Source organism: Nocardia sp. NPDC006982 (assembly GCF_042869435.1).
Classification (GTDB): domain Bacteria; phylum Actinomycetota; class Actinomycetes; order Mycobacteriales; family Mycobacteriaceae; genus Nocardia.
In genome coordinates this window covers 29,665-48,055 of record NZ_JBIAFV010000012.1, presented here as the reverse complement: position 1 = coordinate 48,055, position 18,391 = coordinate 29,665, and the positions used below count along the sequence as shown (strand labels likewise).

The 18,391-nt window shown below is 66.6% G+C and carries 19 protein-coding genes; 6 read left to right on the top strand and 13 right to left on the bottom strand.

Features of this window, described 5'->3' with window-relative positions:
• Positions 1 to 267: 267 nt before the first annotated feature.
• From ACFYOW_RS34915 to ACFYOW_RS34895, 5 genes are all read right to left on the bottom strand, one after another.
• On the bottom strand, positions 268 to 1,005 hold the full coding sequence (locus ACFYOW_RS34915; RefSeq protein WP_063046068.1) for a phosphoglyceromutase: 738 nt from the start codon (positions 1,003 to 1,005) through the stop codon (positions 268 to 270).
• A 51-nt stretch (positions 1,006 to 1,056) separates the two neighbouring features.
• On the bottom strand, positions 1,057 to 1,962 hold the full coding sequence (locus ACFYOW_RS34910; RefSeq protein ID WP_387294468.1) for an ROK family protein: 906 nt from the start codon (positions 1,960 to 1,962) through the stop codon (positions 1,057 to 1,059).
• Positions 1,963 to 2,183: 221 nt separating this feature from the next.
• Positions 2,184 to 2,687 (bottom strand): YbjN domain-containing protein, encoded by a 504-nt coding sequence (locus ACFYOW_RS34905; protein WP_387294326.1) that lies wholly within the window; start codon positions 2,685 to 2,687, stop codon positions 2,184 to 2,186.
• A complete protein-coding gene (mshA, locus tag ACFYOW_RS34900) occupies positions 2,684 to 4,120 on the bottom strand; it encodes a D-inositol-3-phosphate glycosyltransferase (RefSeq protein ID WP_387294325.1) in 1,437 nt (478 codons plus the stop codon). Before mshA ends, ACFYOW_RS34905 begins: the two co-directional genes overlap by 4 nt.
• A gap of 175 nt (positions 4,121 to 4,295) precedes the next feature.
• On the bottom strand, positions 4,296 to 5,117 hold the full coding sequence (locus ACFYOW_RS34895) for an alpha/beta fold hydrolase (protein ID WP_387294324.1): 822 nt from the start codon (positions 5,115 to 5,117) through the stop codon (positions 4,296 to 4,298).
• A gap of 125 nt (positions 5,118 to 5,242) precedes the next feature.
• Here ACFYOW_RS34895 and ACFYOW_RS34890 point away from each other — a divergent pair, with 125 nt between their 5' ends.
• Both ACFYOW_RS34890 and mscL read left to right on the top strand, forming a co-directional pair.
• On the top strand, positions 5,243 to 5,977 hold the full coding sequence (locus ACFYOW_RS34890) for an SDR family NAD(P)-dependent oxidoreductase (protein ID WP_387294323.1): 735 nt from the start codon (positions 5,243 to 5,245) through the stop codon (positions 5,975 to 5,977).
• A 126-nt stretch (positions 5,978 to 6,103) separates the two neighbouring features.
• Entirely contained in the window at positions 6,104 to 6,550 is a 447-nt protein-coding gene (gene mscL, locus ACFYOW_RS34885; protein WP_387294322.1) for a large conductance mechanosensitive channel protein MscL, read from the top strand.
• A 61-nt stretch (positions 6,551 to 6,611) separates the two neighbouring features.
• Here the strand turns inward: mscL and ACFYOW_RS34880 are convergent, their stop codons facing one another.
• From ACFYOW_RS34880 to ACFYOW_RS34860, 5 genes are all read right to left on the bottom strand, one after another.
• Positions 6,612 to 9,020 carry an ATP-binding cassette domain-containing protein gene (locus ACFYOW_RS34880; RefSeq protein ID WP_387294321.1) on the bottom strand — a complete coding sequence of 803 codons (2,409 nt, stop codon included), beginning with the start codon at positions 9,018 to 9,020 and terminating at the stop codon, positions 6,612 to 6,614.
• 187 nt (positions 9,021 to 9,207) lie between these two features.
• Entirely contained in the window at positions 9,208 to 9,618 is a 411-nt protein-coding gene (locus ACFYOW_RS34875; protein ID WP_364472274.1) for a VOC family protein, read from the bottom strand.
• Between the two features lie 20 nt (positions 9,619 to 9,638).
• Complete coding sequence (locus ACFYOW_RS34870) at positions 9,639 to 10,073, bottom strand: helix-turn-helix transcriptional regulator (protein WP_387294320.1); 435 nt, start codon at positions 10,071 to 10,073, stop codon at positions 9,639 to 9,641.
• Between the two features lie 38 nt (positions 10,074 to 10,111).
• Positions 10,112 to 11,356, bottom strand: a complete 1,245-nt coding sequence (locus ACFYOW_RS34865; protein ID WP_387294319.1) for an Ig-like domain-containing protein — start codon at positions 11,354 to 11,356, stop codon at positions 10,112 to 10,114.
• 67 nt (positions 11,357 to 11,423) lie between these two features.
• The gene (locus tag ACFYOW_RS34860) at positions 11,424 to 12,557 is read right to left on the bottom strand and encodes a UDP-N-acetylmuramate dehydrogenase (RefSeq protein WP_387294318.1); all 1,134 of its coding nucleotides are present in this window, start codon (positions 12,555 to 12,557) and stop codon (positions 11,424 to 11,426) included.
• Between ACFYOW_RS34860 and ACFYOW_RS34855 the strand changes: the two genes are divergently transcribed.
• The 3 genes from ACFYOW_RS34855 (at position 12,556) to ACFYOW_RS34845 (ending at position 14,537) form a co-directional block, all read left to right on the top strand.
• Positions 12,556 to 13,041, top strand: coding sequence for a DUF2505 domain-containing protein (locus tag ACFYOW_RS34855; RefSeq protein WP_387294317.1), 486 nt, complete (start codon positions 12,556 to 12,558; stop codon positions 13,039 to 13,041). The two genes, ACFYOW_RS34860 and ACFYOW_RS34855, sit on opposite strands and share 2 nt — an antisense overlap.
• Before the next feature lie 129 nt (positions 13,042 to 13,170).
• On the top strand, positions 13,171 to 13,692 hold the full coding sequence (locus ACFYOW_RS34850) for a DUF2505 domain-containing protein (RefSeq protein WP_387294316.1): 522 nt from the start codon (positions 13,171 to 13,173) through the stop codon (positions 13,690 to 13,692).
• Positions 13,662 to 14,537 (top strand): class I SAM-dependent methyltransferase, encoded by an 876-nt coding sequence (locus tag ACFYOW_RS34845; protein WP_387294315.1) that lies wholly within the window; start codon positions 13,662 to 13,664, stop codon positions 14,535 to 14,537. Before ACFYOW_RS34850 ends, ACFYOW_RS34845 begins: the two co-directional genes overlap by 31 nt.
• Before the next feature lie 37 nt (positions 14,538 to 14,574).
• Here the strand turns inward: ACFYOW_RS34845 and ACFYOW_RS34840 are convergent, their stop codons facing one another.
• The gene (locus ACFYOW_RS34840) at positions 14,575 to 16,056 is read right to left on the bottom strand and encodes a hypothetical protein (protein WP_387294314.1); all 1,482 of its coding nucleotides are present in this window, start codon (positions 16,054 to 16,056) and stop codon (positions 14,575 to 14,577) included.
• A 94-nt stretch (positions 16,057 to 16,150) separates the two neighbouring features.
• Positions 16,151 to 16,759 (bottom strand): hypothetical protein, encoded by a 609-nt coding sequence (locus ACFYOW_RS34835; protein ID WP_387294313.1) that lies wholly within the window; start codon positions 16,757 to 16,759, stop codon positions 16,151 to 16,153.
• Positions 16,760 to 16,858: 99 nt separating this feature from the next.
• On the opposite strand from ACFYOW_RS34835, the gene ACFYOW_RS34830 reads away from it, so the two are divergent.
• The gene (locus tag ACFYOW_RS34830; RefSeq protein WP_387294312.1) at positions 16,859 to 17,587 is read left to right on the top strand and encodes a DUF2993 domain-containing protein; all 729 of its coding nucleotides are present in this window, start codon (positions 16,859 to 16,861) and stop codon (positions 17,585 to 17,587) included.
• A 39-nt stretch (positions 17,588 to 17,626) separates the two neighbouring features.
• Here the strand turns inward: ACFYOW_RS34830 and deoC are convergent, their stop codons facing one another.
• Positions 17,627 to 18,313 carry a deoxyribose-phosphate aldolase gene (deoC, locus tag ACFYOW_RS34825; protein ID WP_387294311.1) on the bottom strand — a complete coding sequence of 229 codons (687 nt, stop codon included), beginning with the start codon at positions 18,311 to 18,313 and terminating at the stop codon, positions 17,627 to 17,629.
• Positions 18,314 to 18,391 lie beyond the last annotated feature (78 nt).

Sequence of the window (18,391 nt, the reverse complement as noted above, 5' to 3'; positions counted from 1 at the left end):
GCTACTTAGATCGCGGTACGAATGTCGGTTCACATACAGGAACCGACCTCGCATAATGCCTGCGCAATACTGGGAAAGACCACGCCAACCTGCAGAATTCACACTAACCCAGACGATCACAGCTAACCGACCGCGACCCACGCACCGGCCCATTTCCGATCGAGACAAACAGCGCGACGCCGCAAGCGGATCAGCTGTGTCCTGCCTAGAAACGACAACGCGCCGCGACCGAGGCCGGTCGCGGCGCGTTTGTATCGAGATAGGTGCTTATTTGCCGCCCTGGCTGGCGACGGCCGCGGCCCCCGCGGCGGCGGCCTCGGGGTCCAGGTATTCGCGCGGGCGAACCGGGCGCAAGTTCTCGTCCAGCTCGTAGCGCAGCGGAATACCGGTGGGGATGTTCAGCCCGGCGATATCGTCATCGGAGATCCGGTCCAGGTGCTTGACCAGCGCGCGCAGCGAATTCCCGTGCGCCGCAACGAGAACAGTCTTGCCCGAGAGCAGATCCTTGGAGATGGTCGACTCCCAGTACGGGACCATCCGGTTCACCACGTCGAGCAGGCATTCGGTCTTGGGGACGTCGATGCCGTCGTAGCGCGGATCGCTCTCCTGGCTGTACTCGTTCGACGGGTCGATCGGCGGCGGCGGAGTGTCGTAGCTGCGCCGCCACAGCATGAACTGATCGTCGCCGTACTGGTCGCGGACCTGCGCCTTGTTCTTGCCCTGCAGATCGCCGTAGTGGCGCTCGTTCAGACGCCAGTCGCGCACGACCGGGATCCAGTGCCGGTCGGCGGCGTCCAGCGCGATATTCGCGGTACTGATCGCGCGCCGCAGCACGGAGGTGTAGACGATATCGGGCAGAATGCCGTGTTCGGCCAACAGTTCCCCGGCGCGCTTGCCCTCGGCGATGCCCTTATCGGTCAGGTGCACATCCACCCAACCGGTGAAAAGGTTCATGGCATTCCATTCGCTCTCGCCGTGGCGCAGCAACACGAGGGTGTACGTCATGCAGGCCATTCTGGCATGTACGCGAACCGGGCTCGCATCCGTTCCCACTGCTCAGGAGATGGCATCGGCCGTATCGTGGCCCGCGGCGAGCACACCCGCGCCAACCAGGGTGGCGCCATTGGTGATTCGCGACGGCACCACCTGCAGCTCGCGCAGGAAGTCCAAACCCGCGTGCCGGGTCAGTGCCGCGCGCAGCGGTTCCCACAGGGGTTCACCCGATTGCGCGAAGCCGCCGCCGATCACCACCCGATCGATATCGAGCGTCGAGGCCGCGGAGGCGATGGCCGTGCCGAGCGCGGTTCCGGCCCGATGCAGCGCGGCGAGTGCGATCTCGTTGCCGGTGTGCGCGGCCTTCGCCAGCCCGGCGCCGGTCTCGCCGCGCCAACCCTGTTCGCGCGCCCAGCGCACCGATGACATACCGCTGGCGATCGCCTCGACGCAGCCGACGCCGCCGCATTCACACGGGACATCCCAACCCGGCACCACGATATGGCCGACGTGTCCGGCATTGCCGGTGCGCCCGAGCACCACCCGACCGTCGGCGATGATGCCGCCGCCGATGCCCGAGGAGACCGTCATGGCCAGGCCGTTCGCAATGCCACGCAGCGCGCCGACGTGATGTTCGGCCAGGGCAAGGCAGGCGCCGTCGATGGCGAATCGCACTGCGGCGGAAGGGAACAGCCGCTGCACCTCGGCCACGACCGGAAAGCCCGGCTTCCATTCCGGAATGTTCAGCGGACTGGTGACACCGGTGCGCACATCGACCGGGCCGGCCGAACCGATCCCGATCGCCGAGACCGTCGCGTCACCGGCCACCTCCAGCAGCAGGTCGCGGCACGCCGCCCACACCGATTCCCGCGGCACATCGACCCGCCGCACATCGCGTACCTTCCGACCCCCGTAGACCACCCCGGCGGCGAATTTCGTCGCACCGATATCCAGAGCAAGAACCATCATCGCCGGGCTGCCTTCCTGTACCTCGCGGCCCATTCCCACAGCGCGATTGTCGCCCACGTCGAGCGTGTCGGTGTCGGATCGACGTCGAGGAACCCCTGCTCGGATCCGGACCCCGGTCCGCACTCGAGCCTCCGTCTGTGCACCCACAGTCGCAGGCTCACACCGGCAATGGGAGGTCTGTGCTCACGACAGCGAGTCTGCATGCGAGCACGGCGACGAGCTCAGGGCTGGTCGGCGGTTTCCACCAGATGCTCGAAGGCGCGCAGGTTCTGCAGGGATTCGCCGCGCGATACCCGCCACTTCCATTCCCGGCGAATGGATTCGGCGAAGCCGAGTTCCAGCAGGACATTGAAATCGGCGTCGACGGCCTCGAGGATCTGGCCGAAGATCCGATCCAGTTCATCGGAGGTAACAGCATGGGTGGCCATTCGGCCGACCAGATAGATATCGCCGACGCGGTCCAGGGTGTAGGCCACACCGTAGAGCCGGCGGTTGCGACGCAGCAGGAATTTGTAGACGCCCTCGAAGTTCTCGTCGGGCTTGCGGCAGACGAACGATTCGATCCGCAGTCCGTGCTTGCCGACGGTGAGCATCACGGTGGTCTTGAGTTTGCGCTCACCGGGCAGGATGACGACGAACGTCTCCTGGCTGGGATGGGTGTACTCGATTTCGCGCTCGCGCAGCGCTTCGTCGATCAACTGTGCGGTCGCGGCTGCCGTGCTCATCGGTGCGCTCCCGTCCGGCGCCGCCACAGCGCCCGCGATCTGGCCTGACTGATCTCGCCGAGGAGAACAGCACTGCGTTCACCCGTGAGGCTAGTGCGTTCCTCCGGCAGCTCCGCCCGCGCGGCCTCGAAGACCTTGCGCGGGCCCGCACCGAGACCGGCGCGCACCGCACGGAAATCGGCCAGCGCCGCCGAATAGCTGGCGAGCAGTCCGTCCGCGGTGTGCTCCCAGGAGAAATGCCCGGCGTGCTCGACCGCGCGCAAACCCATCCGACGTAGTCGCTCGCCGTCGTCGAGCAGGTGGCCGAGGGCATCGGCCCAGTCCGGAGTCCGATGCCCGGGGACGAGCAGACCGGTCTCACCGTGCCGCACGGCGGTGCCGAGTCCGCCGACATCGGCCGCGAGTACCGGGGTGCCGCTGGCCTGCGCCTCGATGGCGACCAGGCCGAAGGATTCGTTGTAGCTGGGCACCGCGACCAGGTCGGCGGCGCGATACACCTGGACCAGGCGATCCGGCGGCTGCGGCGGCAGGAAGGTGACGTGCTCGGCGATGCCGAGCGCGGCCGCGAGTTCGATCAGTGAATCGGGACGCTCCAGTCCGGTGCCGGACGGTCCGCCGACGATGAGCACCCGCAGCTTGCGCGCCGGGTCGCGGTGCAGCAGCTCGGCGGCCGCGCGGACCAGCACATCCGGGGCCTTGAGCGGCTGGATGCGGCCGATGAACGCGACGATCCGCTCGTCGGTGGCCAGGCCCAATTCGGCTCGGGCCGCGGCCTTTTCACCGGGACAGTAGCGAGTCAGATCCGCGCCGGGCGGCACCACATCGATGCGCTCGGGATCGGCGCCGTACAGCTCGATGAGCTGGCGCGCCTCCTCCGCGGTATTGGCGACCATGCGATCGGCCTCGGCGATCACCTGCTTCTCGCCGATCTCGCGGGTCGCGGGTTCGGGGCAGTCGCCCTCGGCCAGCGCCGCGTTCTTCACCGCCGCCAAGGTGTGCGCGGTGTGCACCAGCGGCACCCGCCAGCGATCGCGCGCCAGCCAGCCGACCTGACCGGATAGCCAGTAGTGCGAATGGACGAGGTCGTAATGTCCGGGCTGGTGTCTGGCCTCTTGGCGCAGCACCTCGGCCGTGAACGGGCACAGCTGGGTCGGCAGGTCGTGCTTGTCCAGCCCCTCGAACGGGCCCGCCACCACATTGCGCACCAGAACCCCCGGGGCGGCCTCCTGGACCGGCGGGACGTTCGAGGAGGTGGCCCGGGTGAAAATCTCGACCTCGGTGCCGCGTCGGGCCAGCTGAATTGCGGTTTGCAGGACATAGACGTTCATGCCGCCTGCATCGCCGGTACCCGGTTGAGCAAGTGGTGAGGTGTGCACCGATAACACGGCGATCCGATTCGGCCGTAGGTCCGGGCGTTGACTCACACCATCCATAGTGCACGTTGGATTGCCCAACCCAGACGCCATAACCGGGCCGAGTGACAGTCGTCACAGCAGTTTCGTGAGGGTTCTCACGCGCGGTGCAAATATCTGCCCGGCGCTGATCTTGGCACCGGGACACGACAAGTCTGCTCGAGCCGAGCGTGCGGCGCCAGCGAATTTCGGACGGCTATTTCAGACCGTCGACGAACGCGCTCACCTCGGCGACGAAGCGGGCCCGATCCTCGATGAACAGCCCGTGCTGCGCGTCCTCCCAGAACGAACCGCGGCCGTCGGGCACCGCGTCGAGGATGTAGCGACCGTTCTCGATCGGCACGACGGGATCCTTGGTTCCATGCAGGACCAGCACCGGAATGTCCAGGGCACGTAGCGTTTCGGTGTTGTCGACGGTCCGGTAGAACAGCGCCTTGCGCACCCGGGGCGGCGTGCCGAGGCTCGCACCGAAGATGCGCTGGGCATCGACGCCTTTGTCCGGACCGGGTCCGGTATTCGCATTGCCGAAGGCGCCGAACGCGCGCAACGCCCTGCCCGCACTCTCCTCGAACACACCGGGAATGGCCTCCTGCATGGCCGAACCGGTCTGTGCACCGGGTGCGCGACCGATATTGGCCATCGAACCGGAGTAGATGACGCCCGCGACCGCGTCGGTGCCGTATGCGGTCAGATAGTCGCTGATCACGATGCCGCCGTAGGACCAGCCGAGCAGCACCGCATCGGATTGGATGCCCTCGGCGGCGAGCACCGCGGCGATATCGGCGGCCCAGTTCTTCGGATCGTCGTAGCCGGTTTCCGGGGCGCCGGAGTAGCCGTGGCCGCGCAGGTCGACGGCGAGCACCCGGAAGCGCTCGGCCAGCTCGTCCGCGGCCGCGCCCCAGCACTGCAGATTGGCCGACCAACCGTGCACCAGCACCAGCGGCCTGCCGTCTGCCGGGCCGCCGACCCGATAGACGATGCTCGTTCCGTCCGCACTGACCGCTTCCCGAATAGCCATGCCACCGAGGCTAACGGCGGCCGGTCCGGTGCGGTGATCCGGGCAACAGCCGGGCTCGCCGGCAAACGTCTCCGTAGCGACTGCTTGCAGGTCGCTCGAAATGGTCGGCACTTAGGATCGGGATCATGAGCATTCGCACTGCCGTCGTCACCGGAGCCAGCTCGGGAATCGGGGAGGCCACCGCCCGGGAACTCGCCAAACAGGGCTATCACGTGGTCGTCGGTGCGCGCAGGCTCGATCGGCTGCGGCACCTCGCCGACGAAATCGGTGGCACCGCACTCGAACTCGATGTGACCTCGGACGATTCCGTACGCGCGTTCACCGAAGCGATCGAGAACGCCGATGTGCTCGTCAACAATGCGGGCGGCGCGAAGGGTCTGGCACCGGTGGCCGAGGCGGATCTGGACGACTGGCGCTGGATGTGGGAAACCAATGTGCTCGGCACGCTGCGGGTGACCAAGGCGTTGCTGCCGAAGCTGATCGCCTCGGGCGACGGGCTCGTCGTCACCATCACCTCGGTCGCCGCCTTCGAGGCCTACGACAACGGCTCCGGCTACACCTCGGCCAAGCACGCACAGGCCGTACTGCACCGCACATTGCGCGGCGAACTGCTCGGCCGGCCGGTGCGGCTCACCGAAATCGCGCCCGGCGCAGTAGAAACCGAGTTCTCGCTGGTGCGATTCGCCGGAGACGAGGAGCGTGCCGCCAAGGTGTACGAGGGCATTGATCCGCTGGTCGCGCAGGATATCGCGGAGATCATCGGGTTCGTCGCGTCGCGACCGTCACATGTGAATCTGGACCAGATCATCGTCAAGCCCCGTGACCAGGCCGGTCCGGGACGCTTCGCTCGCCGCGGCTGACGGAATCGGCGATACTCCATCTGATTCGACCGTTTCTCGATTGCTGCAAATTCGCTCCGGCGTGGCGCGGACGTTAGCATCGGGTGTTTTGAAACGCAGATAGACCAGATTGGAGTGGCTCGGCTCATGCTCAAGGGTTTCAAAGATTTCCTGATGCGCGGGAACGTCATCGATCTCGCCGTCGCGGTGGTCATGGGTACCGCGTTCACCTCGGTGGTGACGGCGGTGACCAAGGGAATCGTCAATCCGCTGCTCGCGGTGTTGGGTAAGACCAATGAGCTGGGGCTCGGCGTTCAGCTGGTCTCGGGTAAGCCGGCCACCTTCATCGCGATCGGGCCGATCATCACCGCGCTCATCGACTTCGTGCTGGTCGCGGCGGTGCTGTACTTCGTGCTTATGGTGCCGATGAAGACGCTGAAGAACCGCTTCGGCACCGCCAAGGTGGCCGAGCCGTCCGAGATCGAATTGCTCATCGAGATTCGCGATCTGCTCGCCAAGCAGCACAAGGATGCGGTCGTCGACACCGAATCGTTCGGTAAGGACGGTTCGCTCGTCAAGGAGAACGCGCGGTAATTGCCACGCGCCGAATATGTTTCGCCCCCGCACGGTTCTCCCAAGCGGGGGCGATCTTCATTCAGGCACCGACGTATGCCGCCAGGTGTTCGCCGGTCAGGGTGGCGCGCTCGGCGACCAGGTCGGCGGGCGTGCCCTCGAAGACGATCTTGCCGCCGTCGTGGCCCGCGCCGGGACCGAGGTCGATGATCCAGTCGGCATGGGCCATTACCGCCTGGTGGTGCTCGATGACGATGACCGACTTACCCGAGTCGACCAGCCGGTCGAGCAGGCCGAGCAACTGTTCGACATCGGCGAGATGCAGGCCCGTCGTCGGCTCGTCGAGGACGTAGACGCCGCCCTTGTCGGCCATATGGGTGGCCAGCTTGAGCCGCTGCCGCTCGCCGCCGGACAGCGTGGTGAGCGGCTGACCGAGGGTGAGGTAGCCGAGCCCGACATCGGCGAGCCGGTCCAGGATCTTCTCCGCGGCCGGTGTGCGCGCCGCGCCGTCGCTGAAGAACTCCTGCGCCTCGGTCACCGACATCGCGAGTACCTCGCTGATATCGCGGCCGCCGAGGTGGTACTCGAGCACTGCGGCCTGGAACCGTTTGCCCTCGCATACCTCACAGGTGGTGGCGACACCGGCCATGACCGCCAGGTCGGTGTAGATGACGCCGGCGCCATTGCAATTGGGGCATGCGCCCTCGGAATTGGCGCTGAAAAGCGCTGGCTTGACGCCGTTTTCCTTCGCGAATGCTTTGCGGATCGGGTCGAGCAGTCCGGTGTAGGTCGCCGGGTTGCTTCGGCGGGAGCCGCGGATCGCGCCCTGATCGACCGACACCACGTCCGCGGAGCTTGCGGAGCGGCCGTCGAGCTGAGCCGCACCGGCCGGAATGGAGCCGTGCACGAGCGAGCTCTTGCCTGAACCCGCGACGCCGGTGATGACCGCGAGCACACCGAGCGGAATGTCTACATCGACGTCCCGCAGGTTGTTGGTCGACGCACCGCGAATCTCCAACGCGCCAGTGGACTTTCGGACCGTCTCCTTCAGCGCGGCGCGGTCGTCGAAGTGGCGGCCGGTAATGGTGCCACTGCCGCGCAGCCCATCGACGCTGCCCTCGAAGCAGACGGTGCCGCCGCCGGTACCCGCGCCGGGACCCAGGTCGACGATGTGGTCGGCGATGACGATCGTCTCCGGCTTGTGCTCGACGACGAGCACCGTATTGCCCTTGTCCCGCAGCCGCAGCAGCAGTTCGTTCATCCGCTGGATGTCATGCGGGTGCAGCCCCGCGGTGGGCTCGTCGAATACGTAGGTGACATCGGTGAGCGAGGAGCCGAGGTGGCGGATCATCTTGACGCGCTGCGCCTCACCACCCGACAGCGTGCCCGCGGGCCGTTCCAGCGACAGGTAGCCGAGTCCGATTTCCACGAACGAGTCGAGGGTGTGCCGCAGCGAGGTCAGCAGCGGCGCCACCGACGGCTCCTTCAGCCCGCTGACCCATTCGGCCAGATCGCTGATCTGCATGGCGCAGGCGTCGGCGATGCTGATGCCCTTGATCTTCGACGAGCGCGCCAGTTCGCTGAGCCGGGTGCCCTCGCATTCGGGGCAGATCTGGAAGGTGACCGCCCGCTCCACGAAGGCGCGGATATGCGGCTGCAGCGCGTCGACGTCCTTGGACAGCATCGACTTGCGGATCCGCGGGATCAGGCCCTCGTAGGTCAGGTTGATGCCATCGACCTTGATCTTGGTCGGCTCTTTGTAAAGCAGATCGTTGAGTTCGCGCTTGTTGTACTTCTTGATCGGCTTGTCCGGATCGAAGAAGCCGCAGCCGGTGAAGATGCGGCCGAACCAACCGTCCATGCTGTATCCGGGGATGGTGAGCGCACCCTCGTTCAGCGATTTCGCATCGTCGTACAGCTGGGTCAGATCGATATCGTTGACCGAACCCCTGCCCTCACAGCGCGGACACATGCCGCCGGTGATGCTGAAGCTGCGGCGCTCCTTCACCGTCTTCCCGGCGCGCTCGATCGCGACCGCACCCGCGCCGCTGATCGACGCGACATTGAAGGAGAACGCCTGCGGCGAGCCGATATGCGGCTTGCCGAGTCGGCTGAACAGGATGCGCAACATGGCACTGGCATCGGTGGCGGTGCCGACCGTGGAGCGCGGGTCGGCGCCCATGCGCTGCTGGTCGACGATGATCGCGGTGGTCAGCCCGTCGAGCACGTCGACATCGGGCCGCGCCAGCGTGGGCATGAAGCCCTGCACGAAGGTGCTGTAGGTCTCGTTGATCAGCCGCTGCGACTCCGCGGCGATGGTGTCGAATACCAGCGAACTCTTGCCCGAGCCGGAAACACCGGTGAACACCGTCAACCGGCGCTTCGGAATCTCGATGCTGATGTCTTTGAGGTTGTTCACGCGTGCACCGAGCACGCGGATCAGATCGTGGCTGTCGGCAGCGTGGGCTTGCGTGTCCGTCTTCTTGGCCATAACTGGTCGGTTCTCCATCTGGTTGCGCGGGCCGCATGCGCGGTCTCCGTCGGAGTCGACTGCCTCGATCTAATCAGCTTCGAGCAGTGCGTTCGGTACTTCTTCGGCAGTGGTCGTGGCAATTTGCTCGCCATGGGGTCGACACCGGTGGCTTGCGGCCGCCGCCACCGGCGTCGAGCGCGAAGGCTCAGCTCAACTGCTGGATACGGACCATGTTTCCGGCGGGATCACGGAAGGCGCAGTCGCGAACCCCGTATGGCTGATCGGTCGGCTCCTGGACGACCTCGGCATTGGTGGCCTGCACCTTCTCGAAGGTGGCGTCGACATCCTTGGTAGCCAACAGGATGCTGGCGTAGGTGCCCTTGGCCATCATCTCGGCGATGGTGCGGCGCTCGTCGTCGGTGATGCCGGGGTCGGCGGCCGGCGGGTGCAGGACGATGGATGTGCCCGGCTGGTCGACCGGGCCGACGGTGAGCCAGCGCATCCCGTTGAATCCGACGTCTTTGCGCAGCTCGAAGCCGAGGGCGTCGCGGTAGAAGGCCAGGGCGGCCTCCGGGTCGTCCTGTGGGAGGAAGCTCGCTTGAATGATGATGTCCATGGCGTTCACGCTAGTTGCCCCTAGTTGACCGGCGCTTCTCGATTCCTGATCGGTCTCGTCACCCGTTTCACGACGAGCGTCGGCAGATCCACCGGGGCGTGCTCGGCCCGCTCCCGGTAGGCGCTCGGCGGTATTCCGACCAGCTCGGTGAACCGTGTGCTGAAGGTGCCCAGCGACTGGCAGCCGACCGCGAAACAGACCTCGGTAACGCTGAGATCGCCACGCCGCAACAGCGACATCGCGCGCTCGATGCGCCGCGTCATCAAGTAGGAGTACGGCGACTCGCCGTAGGCGAGCTTGAACTGACGGCTCAGGTGACCGGCCGATATGTGCTCGTCGCGGGCCAGCCGCTCGACGTCGAGCGGCTGCGCGTACTCCCGGTCGATCCGGTCGCGGACCCGACGCAGGCGCGCGAGCTCGCGCAGGTTGTCCTCCGTGGCTGGTCTGCTGGTCACCTGACCGATCGTCGCATGTCGCGCCGGGTTTGCCTAGCTCAGCGACCGCCGGCGGGCAGCGGCGGCACCGGTGTCGCGGACACCGGATTCTTGGGTTCGCCCTGCAATGCCGACAACCCGGTCCAAGTATTCCAGTCGATGGTCCAGTCGTAGAGATCGCCGTCGGCAGCCGACAGCGCGATCGATGTACCGGTCACCTCGACCGGATCGCCGTAGAGCGCGGTCGGGAAGTAGGCCTGCGCGTCACTCGGCGACAGGTTGATGCAGCCATTGGTGACATTCGAAGACCCCTGTGCCGAAAGGGATTCCGGATTGGCGTGGATGAATTCGCCATTGTTCGAGATGCGTACGGCCCAGCGTTCGCGAACATTGGTGTAGAACGGCGGATTCGACATCATGAAGTCTTCGTACTTCTCGGTGACGACGTGCACACCGGAGCGGGTGACATTGCGCGCCTCATTGCCCTCGCCGTAGCTGACCGGGATATCGACGACGACCTGTCCGTCGCGCACGACCTGCATACGATGGCTCGGTGCGCTGGCCTTGACGATCTGGCTGCGGCCGATGCGGAAATCCGAAGTGAGATCGGAATATCCATAGTTTCCGCCGCCGAGATCCAGGCCGTAGAGCTTGGCCGCGACGTGCACGGTGGTGCCGGGCGCCCAGTAATCTTTCGGTCGCCAGTGCACGCGCGAGCCGCCGTTGTCGTCCGGGAACCAGGCCCACGCGCCCTCGGTCGGCGGATTGGTGGTGATGGTGAGCGCCTTCTCCACCGCGGCCTTGTTCTGCACAGATCCCTTGAACTGCAAGATGATCGGGGCGGCTATACCGACTTCCTGGTTATCGGCGATATTCAGCGTCGCGGGGAAAGTGTTCTTCGGTGCCAGCGTGGTGAAGGCGCCGTCGATCGGGACCGGCTTGTGGTCGATGCCGACCACGGTGCCGGACCAGGTGTATTTGGCGTCGTAGCCGAGTGGTTCGGTGGTCTGGTAGCTGTGCCTGTCCGCGGCGAGTTCGCCGGCGACCCGCTTGCCGTTGGCGTTGGTCAGCGCGATCTGATCGATGGTGCCGTCGGTGACGGTGACCGAGATCGGTGCGGTCGGATTGACGTTCTTGGCGTCGGCGCCCGGTGTCAGCGTGACCTTCGCGACGGGGGTGTTGTCTTTGGCGGAGTTGCTGTTTCCGCCTTTGTCGGACGTGCATCCGGCCACCAGCGCGACTACCACGAGCAGCACGGCGGAGACGGCGGCGGCCGGTCTGTTGATGACTGGACGATGGCTCACTTCATCGAATTTACGCGGCGAACACCGTCCGACCGGCCTGCGAAGAGTGTGGTGTCCGTTTCACCGTTTAGAGAGCGACTCCGATGGGTACCGGCTCCGGCTCCAGCCGGATACCGAATCGCTCGGCGACACCGTCGCGGACCGTGCGGGCCAGTGCGACCAGATCGGCGGCGGTCGCGCTGCCGCGGTTGGTCAAGGCCAGCGTATGTTTCGTGGACAGCCGGGCCGGGGCGTCAGGGCCCGGGAAACCCTTGGCGAAGCCCGCCCGCTCGATGAGCCAGCCCGCGGAGAATTTGACGCCGTCGGGGGCCGGATAAGTCGGGATCGTGACGTCGCCCACATGGCCGATGATCGCAGCCTTCACTGCCTCGACGCGGTGCACCGGAACCACCGGATTGGTGAAAAACGAGCCCGCACTCCAGGTGTCGTTATCGGCGGTGTCGAGCACCATGCCCTTGCCCGCGCGCAACTTCAGCACCGCCGCCCGGACCTGATCGGCGGGCCGGGAGTCGCCGTTGCCCGCGCCGAGTGCGTTCGCGAGTTCGCCATAGCGCAGCGGTGCGCTCGCGCCGTCGGAGTTGAGTGCGAAGTCCACCGCGAGCACCACGGCGGTATCGCGATGCTTGAGTGCGCTGGTGCGGTAACCGAAGCCGAGCTCGGCCGGTTCGGCCCAGCGGATCTCGCCGCTCGCGCGATCCAGCAGGCGCACTCCGCGCAGCAGGCTTTCGACCTCGACGCCGTATGCCCCGACATTCTGTACCGGCGTCGCACCGGCCGATCCGGGAATGCCCGACAGGCATTCCAGCCCGCCGAGACCGGCCTCGATCGTGGCCGCGACCACCGCGTCCCAGTTCGCACCCGCCTCGGCGACCACACCGTGCGCGCCGATCTCGACGGTCTCGTTGCGCACCAGGACCACGACACCGTCGAAGCCGTCGTCACCGATGAGCAGGTTGGATCCACCTGCGAGCAGCAGTAGTGGAATGCCGGCGGTGTCCAGCGTTCGGACCGTCGCGACCAGCGCTTCGGTCGTCGCACATTCCGCGACGGTGGACGGACCGCCGACCCGCAATGTGGTCAGCTCGGCCAGCCGCACCGATTCGCGCAGCCGCGCGCCGCTATCCACCAGCAGCTCGCGCAGCTGGTCCGCCGACACCACCCGTGAAGTTTGCACGCCCCAGACGGTAGCGTGTTCGACCATGGCTACACCCCTGGCGTACACGGCTCGCTACTCGCATCCGGTTGCCGCCGTGCGCGCGGCCTTCGCCGATGAGCAGTACTGGAAGGACCGCATCGCCGAGGTGGGTGGCGATAATGCCCGGCTGGATTCGGTCACTGTCGACGGCGACCAGGTCAAGGTCGAGATGGTGCAGGTCATCGGCGCCGAGTTGCTGCCTGCCGCGATCACCGCGGTGCGGCCCGGCGATCTGATCATCCCGCGCACCGAGAGCTGGACCGGCGATTCGGCCACCTTCACCGCGCGGGTCGAGGGTGCGCCCGCCGAGGTCAACGGGACCATCGAGCTCACAGCCGACGGCTCCGGTTCGGTGGCCGAGACCAAGGGCAGCATCGAAGTGAAGATTCCGCTGTTCGGCGGGAAGATCGAGGCCGCGATCGCGGAGCGGTTGACCGAACTGCTGACGAATGAGGAAGAGTTCACGAACAACTGGCTCGCCAAGCGCTGAGCTGTTCATACCGCGATTCTGTCCGGACGATGTGCGGATTCCGCGTGGCGTGGGTGTGACGATTGTGCGAATCCCCAGACCTACCGCCGAGCGATGCGGCGGGAGCCGGTCCCGGTAACGTAACCCCTCATGGCCCGCCGACTGGACTATTCAGCCCGCTTCCCGCTGCACACCACCAAGGAGCTGTACGCGGCGCTGTCGACTCGGGAGTACTGGGACGACCGGTGCGCGGAGATGTCGAAATTAGCGCCGGGCAGTGAGGTCGTCAGCCTCGATGTCAGCGACTCCGGTATCGATGTCGTGCTGAACCACATCCTGCCGCGCGACATGCTGCCGGAGATCGCGCAGGCGGTCATGCGCAAGGACATGGTCATCACCCGCAAGGAGAGCTGGGGACCGTTCGACGAGAACGAGTCCGTCGGCAAGTTCTCGGCCTCGATACCGGCCGGGCCGGGCAGCCTCGGCGGCACCATTCGCCTGTTCCCCACCGATACCGGCTGCACCATGCGGTTCTCCTCCGAGGCGAAGGTGTTCATCCCGATGGTCGGCCCGCGACTGGAACAGCTGATGCTGGTCAACCTGGTCGACCTGTTCCGCGGCGAGGCCGAGCAGACAGTGAAGTGGCTGGAAGAGCAAAACCCGACCCGCTGAGACCGGTCGGCACCATCACAAGGGGCACCACCGGTGTCAACCGATTACGACGCAGCGACCGCTGGCTGATCCACGACGAACTGGTCACCGGTCGACTGCGCAGTGCGGCCGATCCGCTGGTCGTCGATCTCGGTTACGGGGCGAGTCCGTGGACCACGCTGGAGTTGGCGGTCCGGTTGCGCAGGGTCCGCGCGGATGTGCGGGTGGTCGGGCTGGAGATCGATCCGGAACGGGTGGTGCCCGGCCGCGACGGCGTGAGCTTCGCGCGCGGCGGATTCGAATTGGCCGGGCTGCGACCGGCGCTGGTGCGTGCGTTCAATGTGCTGCGGCAATATCCGGAAACCGCCGTTCCCGATGCGTGGGCCACCATCCTGTCCGGGATGGCCCCGGACGGTTTACTCGTCGACGGCACCTGCGATGAGCTGGGCAGACGCTGCGCCTGGGTGCTGCTGGATCGATCCGGTCCGCGCTCACTCACCCTGGCCTGGGATCCGTTCACGGTCGAGCGTCCGTCCGATATCGCCGAGCGCCTGCCGAAGGTGTTGATCCACCGCAACATTCCCGGCGAGCCGATCCACGCGCTCTTGGCGGCCGCCGATCGTGCATGGGCCCGTGCCGCCCCGCTCGCCCCCTTCGGCCCGCGAGTGCGCTGGCGCGCAGCAGCGGAGTACCTGCGCCAGCAGGGCTTCCCGGTGCGCACCTACCGCCGCCGCATGCGCGACTGCGTCCTGTCCGTCCCCTGGTCCACCGTCGCACCCAACCAAGTCGCGCCGAGTTCACGATCAAGATCAGGTGGCACTGGCGGCGGGGGCTTCTCGACCAATGCCGCCATAGAGTCCACCTGATCTTGAAATGGTCCCAGCGGCGATCGGCATCGGGTCGTCAGGGGCGGCCGAAAAGCGCACGGAAATGACCGATAAGGACCGCGATCGGGAGGATGGAGGTCGGCTCGAAGGGCTGGCGCCAGAGGCCGCCGTGTGCGGCGCCGGCTGCGAATATGGCTTCGGGGTTGGTGTCGCCCGGTGTTTCGGGTGGGGCGAAGAGGTCGGCGACGAGCTTGGCCGCAAGGAGGGTTCGGGCGGTGTCGGGGTCGAAGACCTCTATGCCGAAGTGACGGGCGCCGCGGTAGGAGGCGGCGAGAGAGCGTTGTGTGCGCAGGGATTTCGTCCTGGCGGGTGGTGCGACGGCGCATGAGACCGTGCGGCCCGCAGTGTGCGCGAGGACGATGCGCCAGCGCAGGAGGCGTTGGGCCAGTGCGTGATTCGGGCCTTGGGCTGGGAGCAGTGCATCGGCGACGCCCCAGGTCGCGCCGAGGTGGTCCGGATTCGTGGTCCGGTAGTTGGGCCGGTACAGGGCCGATGCGGTGAGCACGCGCAACACGTGCGGACCGACACCGCACTCGCGCAGGCGGGCGTGGGCGTCCGCGATGACGTCCTCGGGCACGGCATAGCAGTCGGTCGGCGAACCGAGGAATGCGATGGCCGCGTCATCGCGGTGCTCGAGCAGATCCTCGACGAGGACATCCAGCGCGGCGGCCAGTCGAACCCCTTGCGGTCCGGGACCATTCGCGTACAGGCCGAATACCGGGCGGGCGTCGTGGTCGAACTGCGCGCGAATCCAGTGCACCAATGCCGGGAACTGCCTGGTGATATCCGCGCCGGGTCCGACCGTGACGGGATAGCGCAACCGACCCGCCCCTGCCTGCGCGATATCCGAAATCTCGCGCCACCGCCGCGGTCCTGGCAGGTCTATCGCGAGAACGTCGGCACCCCATCGCAGTAGTGGCCGCAGCGGGGCGAGTTCGGCCGTCGCCCCGGTGACGATCACCCGGAAACCGGGCAGCGACAACCACTCCGGATGATCGATCACCCGCTCCACCGCCGCCGCGAAGGCGGGCTCGATAATGCCACGGCGACGCCAGTCGGTGAGCTGCTGCCACAGCGCCTCCTCGGCCAATAGCGTTCCGTGGAACGGAATTTCGAGTCGGGGCGCGGGTTTCGCGGTGCCGTCGATCCGGCCGGTCTCGAGTCCGCCGGGTGTGGTGATCGCATCGACGTCGACGCTGTGCAGCGGCGCGATCGTGTGCCCGGTCACGAAACGCAGCAGCTGGCGTGCTGCCCGCAACCCGTCGGTCGCGATCCCCACCGACACCGCGGGCGAGCTCGCGGCCAGGGCCGTCAGTCCACGGAAGACGCCGCGGTAGTCGCAGTGCCAGTCCCGGCAGGTTTCGACCTGTTGTGCCAGGTCGGCGTCATATCTGCGGACCGCGTCGGCGACCACGGCGGTGGCGAACATATCGCCGATGCGCTCGGGCGCTCCGGACGGAAAGACGAGATCCCAACTGCCCTGACCTACCGTCCCCATGGTCAGCCACCATGCCATGATTGCGCGCCGGGCAAAACCGGAGATCGATCGAATTGATAGCCGAATCGGATCATTCGCGACTTCACCGCGCCGATCACGCGGCGGTGAGGGCCCGGTGCACGCGAGCCGCCGCACGCGTGGGCAGTCGCACACTCGCGGAACGGATTTCATCGGCACCGCAACGGTGGATGGCGACCGCGTCGCCCACCACCTCATCCAATGCGGATTGCCCGATAGCGGCCTCGGCCAGATCGAGCACCGTGCGCACGGGCGTGGTCACCAGAAATCCGCCCGCGGGTTCGAGGTCGGCCGGAATCAAAGGGCGGCGCAGCACCACCAGTCGCGGGGTGATCGGCGGCCGTCCCGCACCGACCGACATATGCAGGAAGCGCGGCCGTAGTCGACCGAGTCCGTGCAACTCCGCAGCACTCTGATGCGATACCGCGGCGGCGCCGTCGAACCAAGCCGCCCACATGGCGTATTCGTCGAGCGGGCCGGTGGGCCAATCGGCCAGCCGCAATAGTCCGACCCCGGCCCGCGTCACCGAGCCATCGCCGAGACCGGCGCGAACGTGGGCCTCACATCCGGCACGTAGCACCTGTCTGGTAGTAAAGAACCCGGCATGGCGCCCGGCCAATCGCCGCAGCACACGCCACCCGTGCTCGGCGGAATCGAGTGCGCGGCCCGCCGCATCGCCAGCCATGTCGACCAGGCTACGCTCGAACTCTGTGTCACATGTCACAATCGAACCCCTCACAGCGCCCTCAGAGCGAGCACAGAAACGTGGGGAAGAATCGAGCGCATGAGTACGAAGAGCCCATCCACCCTGAAGGTCAACCGGCGCGCCCTGGTGATCGCCCTCGTTGTGGTAGCGATTCTGCTCGCTACCGTGCTGGTCGGCGGGGAGGCATACGCGCGACACCAGGTTTCACGCTGCATCAGCACACAATTCGAGAAGGATATGGGTTCGAAGATCGATGTGAGCTTCGGAGCCAAGCCCATGCTGATCACCTGGATCGACGGGAAGGTCGATCAGGTGAAGGTGAACAGCGACGATTCCAAGTTCGGTCCGGCCGTCGGCATGGTGGTGCACGCCAGATTCAACAATGTCGAGGTCAGCAATAGCGGCAGCGGCGGCACCGTCGGCAGCTCGTCGGCCGATGTCACCTGGGGCAACGACGGCATCCGGGAAACGCTCGGCGGCCTGGTCAGCGGCGTGTCGTCGTCCGCGTCGACCGGGATGCTGACCCTGGATGTGCTGGGCGGCCTCGCCCAGTTGCAGGTGAAGCCGGAGATCAAGGACGGCACCGTGCAGGTCGAGACGAAGTCGGCGGCGCTGCTCGGGATGGGGATACCGACCGATCTGGTGTCGGGCATCGTCGAGGTGTTCACGCAGAGTCTGCAGAGCTACCCGCTCGGTCTGAAGGCCACCGAGGTCAAGGTCACCGATAACGGCGTCGCGGTGAAGCTCGCGGGTGGGCGGACCGAACTGCCCGCCGCGCAGGACAGCAGCGGCAGCGTCAGCTGCTGAACGTTGTCGAATCCACAACCCTGATTGCCGGGCTCGGGATCAGGCGGGGAATCCCTCGAGCACCGCACGGGATTTCGAGAGTCCGAGACGGGTCGCGCCCGCCGCGATCAGTTCGGCGGCGGCCTCGGAGGTGCGGATGCCGCCGCTGGCCTTCACACCGAGACGCCCGCCGACGGTCTCGGCCATGAGCTGGACGGCATGCACGCTGGCACCACCGGAGGGGTGAAATCCCGTGGAGGTCTTCACGAAATCGGCACCGGCACGTTGGGCGGCGCGGCAGACCTCGACGATCGCAGCATCGGAAAGCACCGCCGATTCGATGATCACTTTGAGCACCGCGCGATCCCCCATCGCCTCGCGCACCGTCACGATGTCGGACAGCACCGCGCCGTAATCGCCTGCGCGCGCGGCTCCGACATCGATCACCATATCGACCTCGGCCGCGCCCTGTTCGACCGCGAGACGCGCCTCGGCCCCCTTGACGAGCGAATGGTGCTTCCCGGACGGGAATCCGGCGACCGCCGCGACCACCACGCCGGACGCTCGAATCGGCAACATAGACGGCGATACGCAGATCGCGTACACGCCGAGTTCGCCTGCCTCCGTGACCAAAGCGTTCACCTCCGCGGCCGTCGCCTCCGGCGCCAGCAGCGTGTGATCGATCATGGCGGCCACTTCGGCCCTGGTCAGCGACGCGGAATTTGCCACAGGGTGAGAGTCTGGCATACCGGTGGCGAATTCCATTGCGCGCCTGGCGACACATCGCGCACACTCGATACTGTCGGTGGAGCTACGGACATCGCT

Bases quoted from the DNA above. Each gene is read 5' to 3' on its own strand.
- ACFYOW_RS34915 (WP_063046068.1), bottom strand. From the start codon at position 1,005: ATGACGTACACCCTCGTGTTGCTGCGCCACGGCGAGAGCGAATGGAAT.
- ACFYOW_RS34910 (WP_387294468.1), bottom strand. From the start codon at position 1,962: ATGATGGTTCTTGCTCTGGATATCGGTGCGACGAAATTCGCCGCCGGG.
- ACFYOW_RS34905 (WP_387294326.1), bottom strand. From the start codon at position 2,687: ATGAGCACGGCAGCCGCGACCGCACAGTTGATCGACGAAGCGCTGCGC.
- mshA (WP_387294325.1), bottom strand. From the start codon at position 4,120: ATGGATGGTGTGAGTCAACGCCCGGACCTACGGCCGAATCGGATCGCC.
- ACFYOW_RS34895 (WP_387294324.1), bottom strand. From the start codon at position 5,117: ATGGCTATTCGGGAAGCGGTCAGTGCGGACGGAACGAGCATCGTCTAT.
- ACFYOW_RS34890 (WP_387294323.1), top strand. From the start codon at position 5,243: ATGAGCATTCGCACTGCCGTCGTCACCGGAGCCAGCTCGGGAATCGGG.
- mscL (WP_387294322.1), top strand. From the start codon at position 6,104: ATGCTCAAGGGTTTCAAAGATTTCCTGATGCGCGGGAACGTCATCGAT.
- ACFYOW_RS34880 (WP_387294321.1), bottom strand. From the start codon at position 9,020: ATGGCCAAGAAGACGGACACGCAAGCCCACGCTGCCGACAGCCACGAT.
- ACFYOW_RS34875 (WP_364472274.1), bottom strand. From the start codon at position 9,618: ATGGACATCATCATTCAAGCGAGCTTCCTCCCACAGGACGACCCGGAG.
- ACFYOW_RS34855 (WP_387294317.1), top strand. From the start codon at position 12,556: ATGGCTACACCCCTGGCGTACACGGCTCGCTACTCGCATCCGGTTGCC.
- ACFYOW_RS34860 (WP_387294318.1), bottom strand. From the start codon at position 12,557: ATGGTCGAACACGCTACCGTCTGGGGCGTGCAAACTTCACGGGTGGTG.
- ACFYOW_RS34850 (WP_387294316.1), top strand. From the start codon at position 13,171: ATGGCCCGCCGACTGGACTATTCAGCCCGCTTCCCGCTGCACACCACC.
- ACFYOW_RS34840 (WP_387294314.1), bottom strand. From the start codon at position 16,056: ATGGGGACGGTAGGTCAGGGCAGTTGGGATCTCGTCTTTCCGTCCGGA.
- ACFYOW_RS34835 (WP_387294313.1), bottom strand. From the start codon at position 16,759: ATGGCTGGCGATGCGGCGGGCCGCGCACTCGATTCCGCCGAGCACGGG.
- ACFYOW_RS34830 (WP_387294312.1), top strand. From the start codon at position 16,859: ATGAGTACGAAGAGCCCATCCACCCTGAAGGTCAACCGGCGCGCCCTG.
- deoC (WP_387294311.1), bottom strand. From the start codon at position 18,313: ATGCCAGACTCTCACCCTGTGGCAAATTCCGCGTCGCTGACCAGGGCC.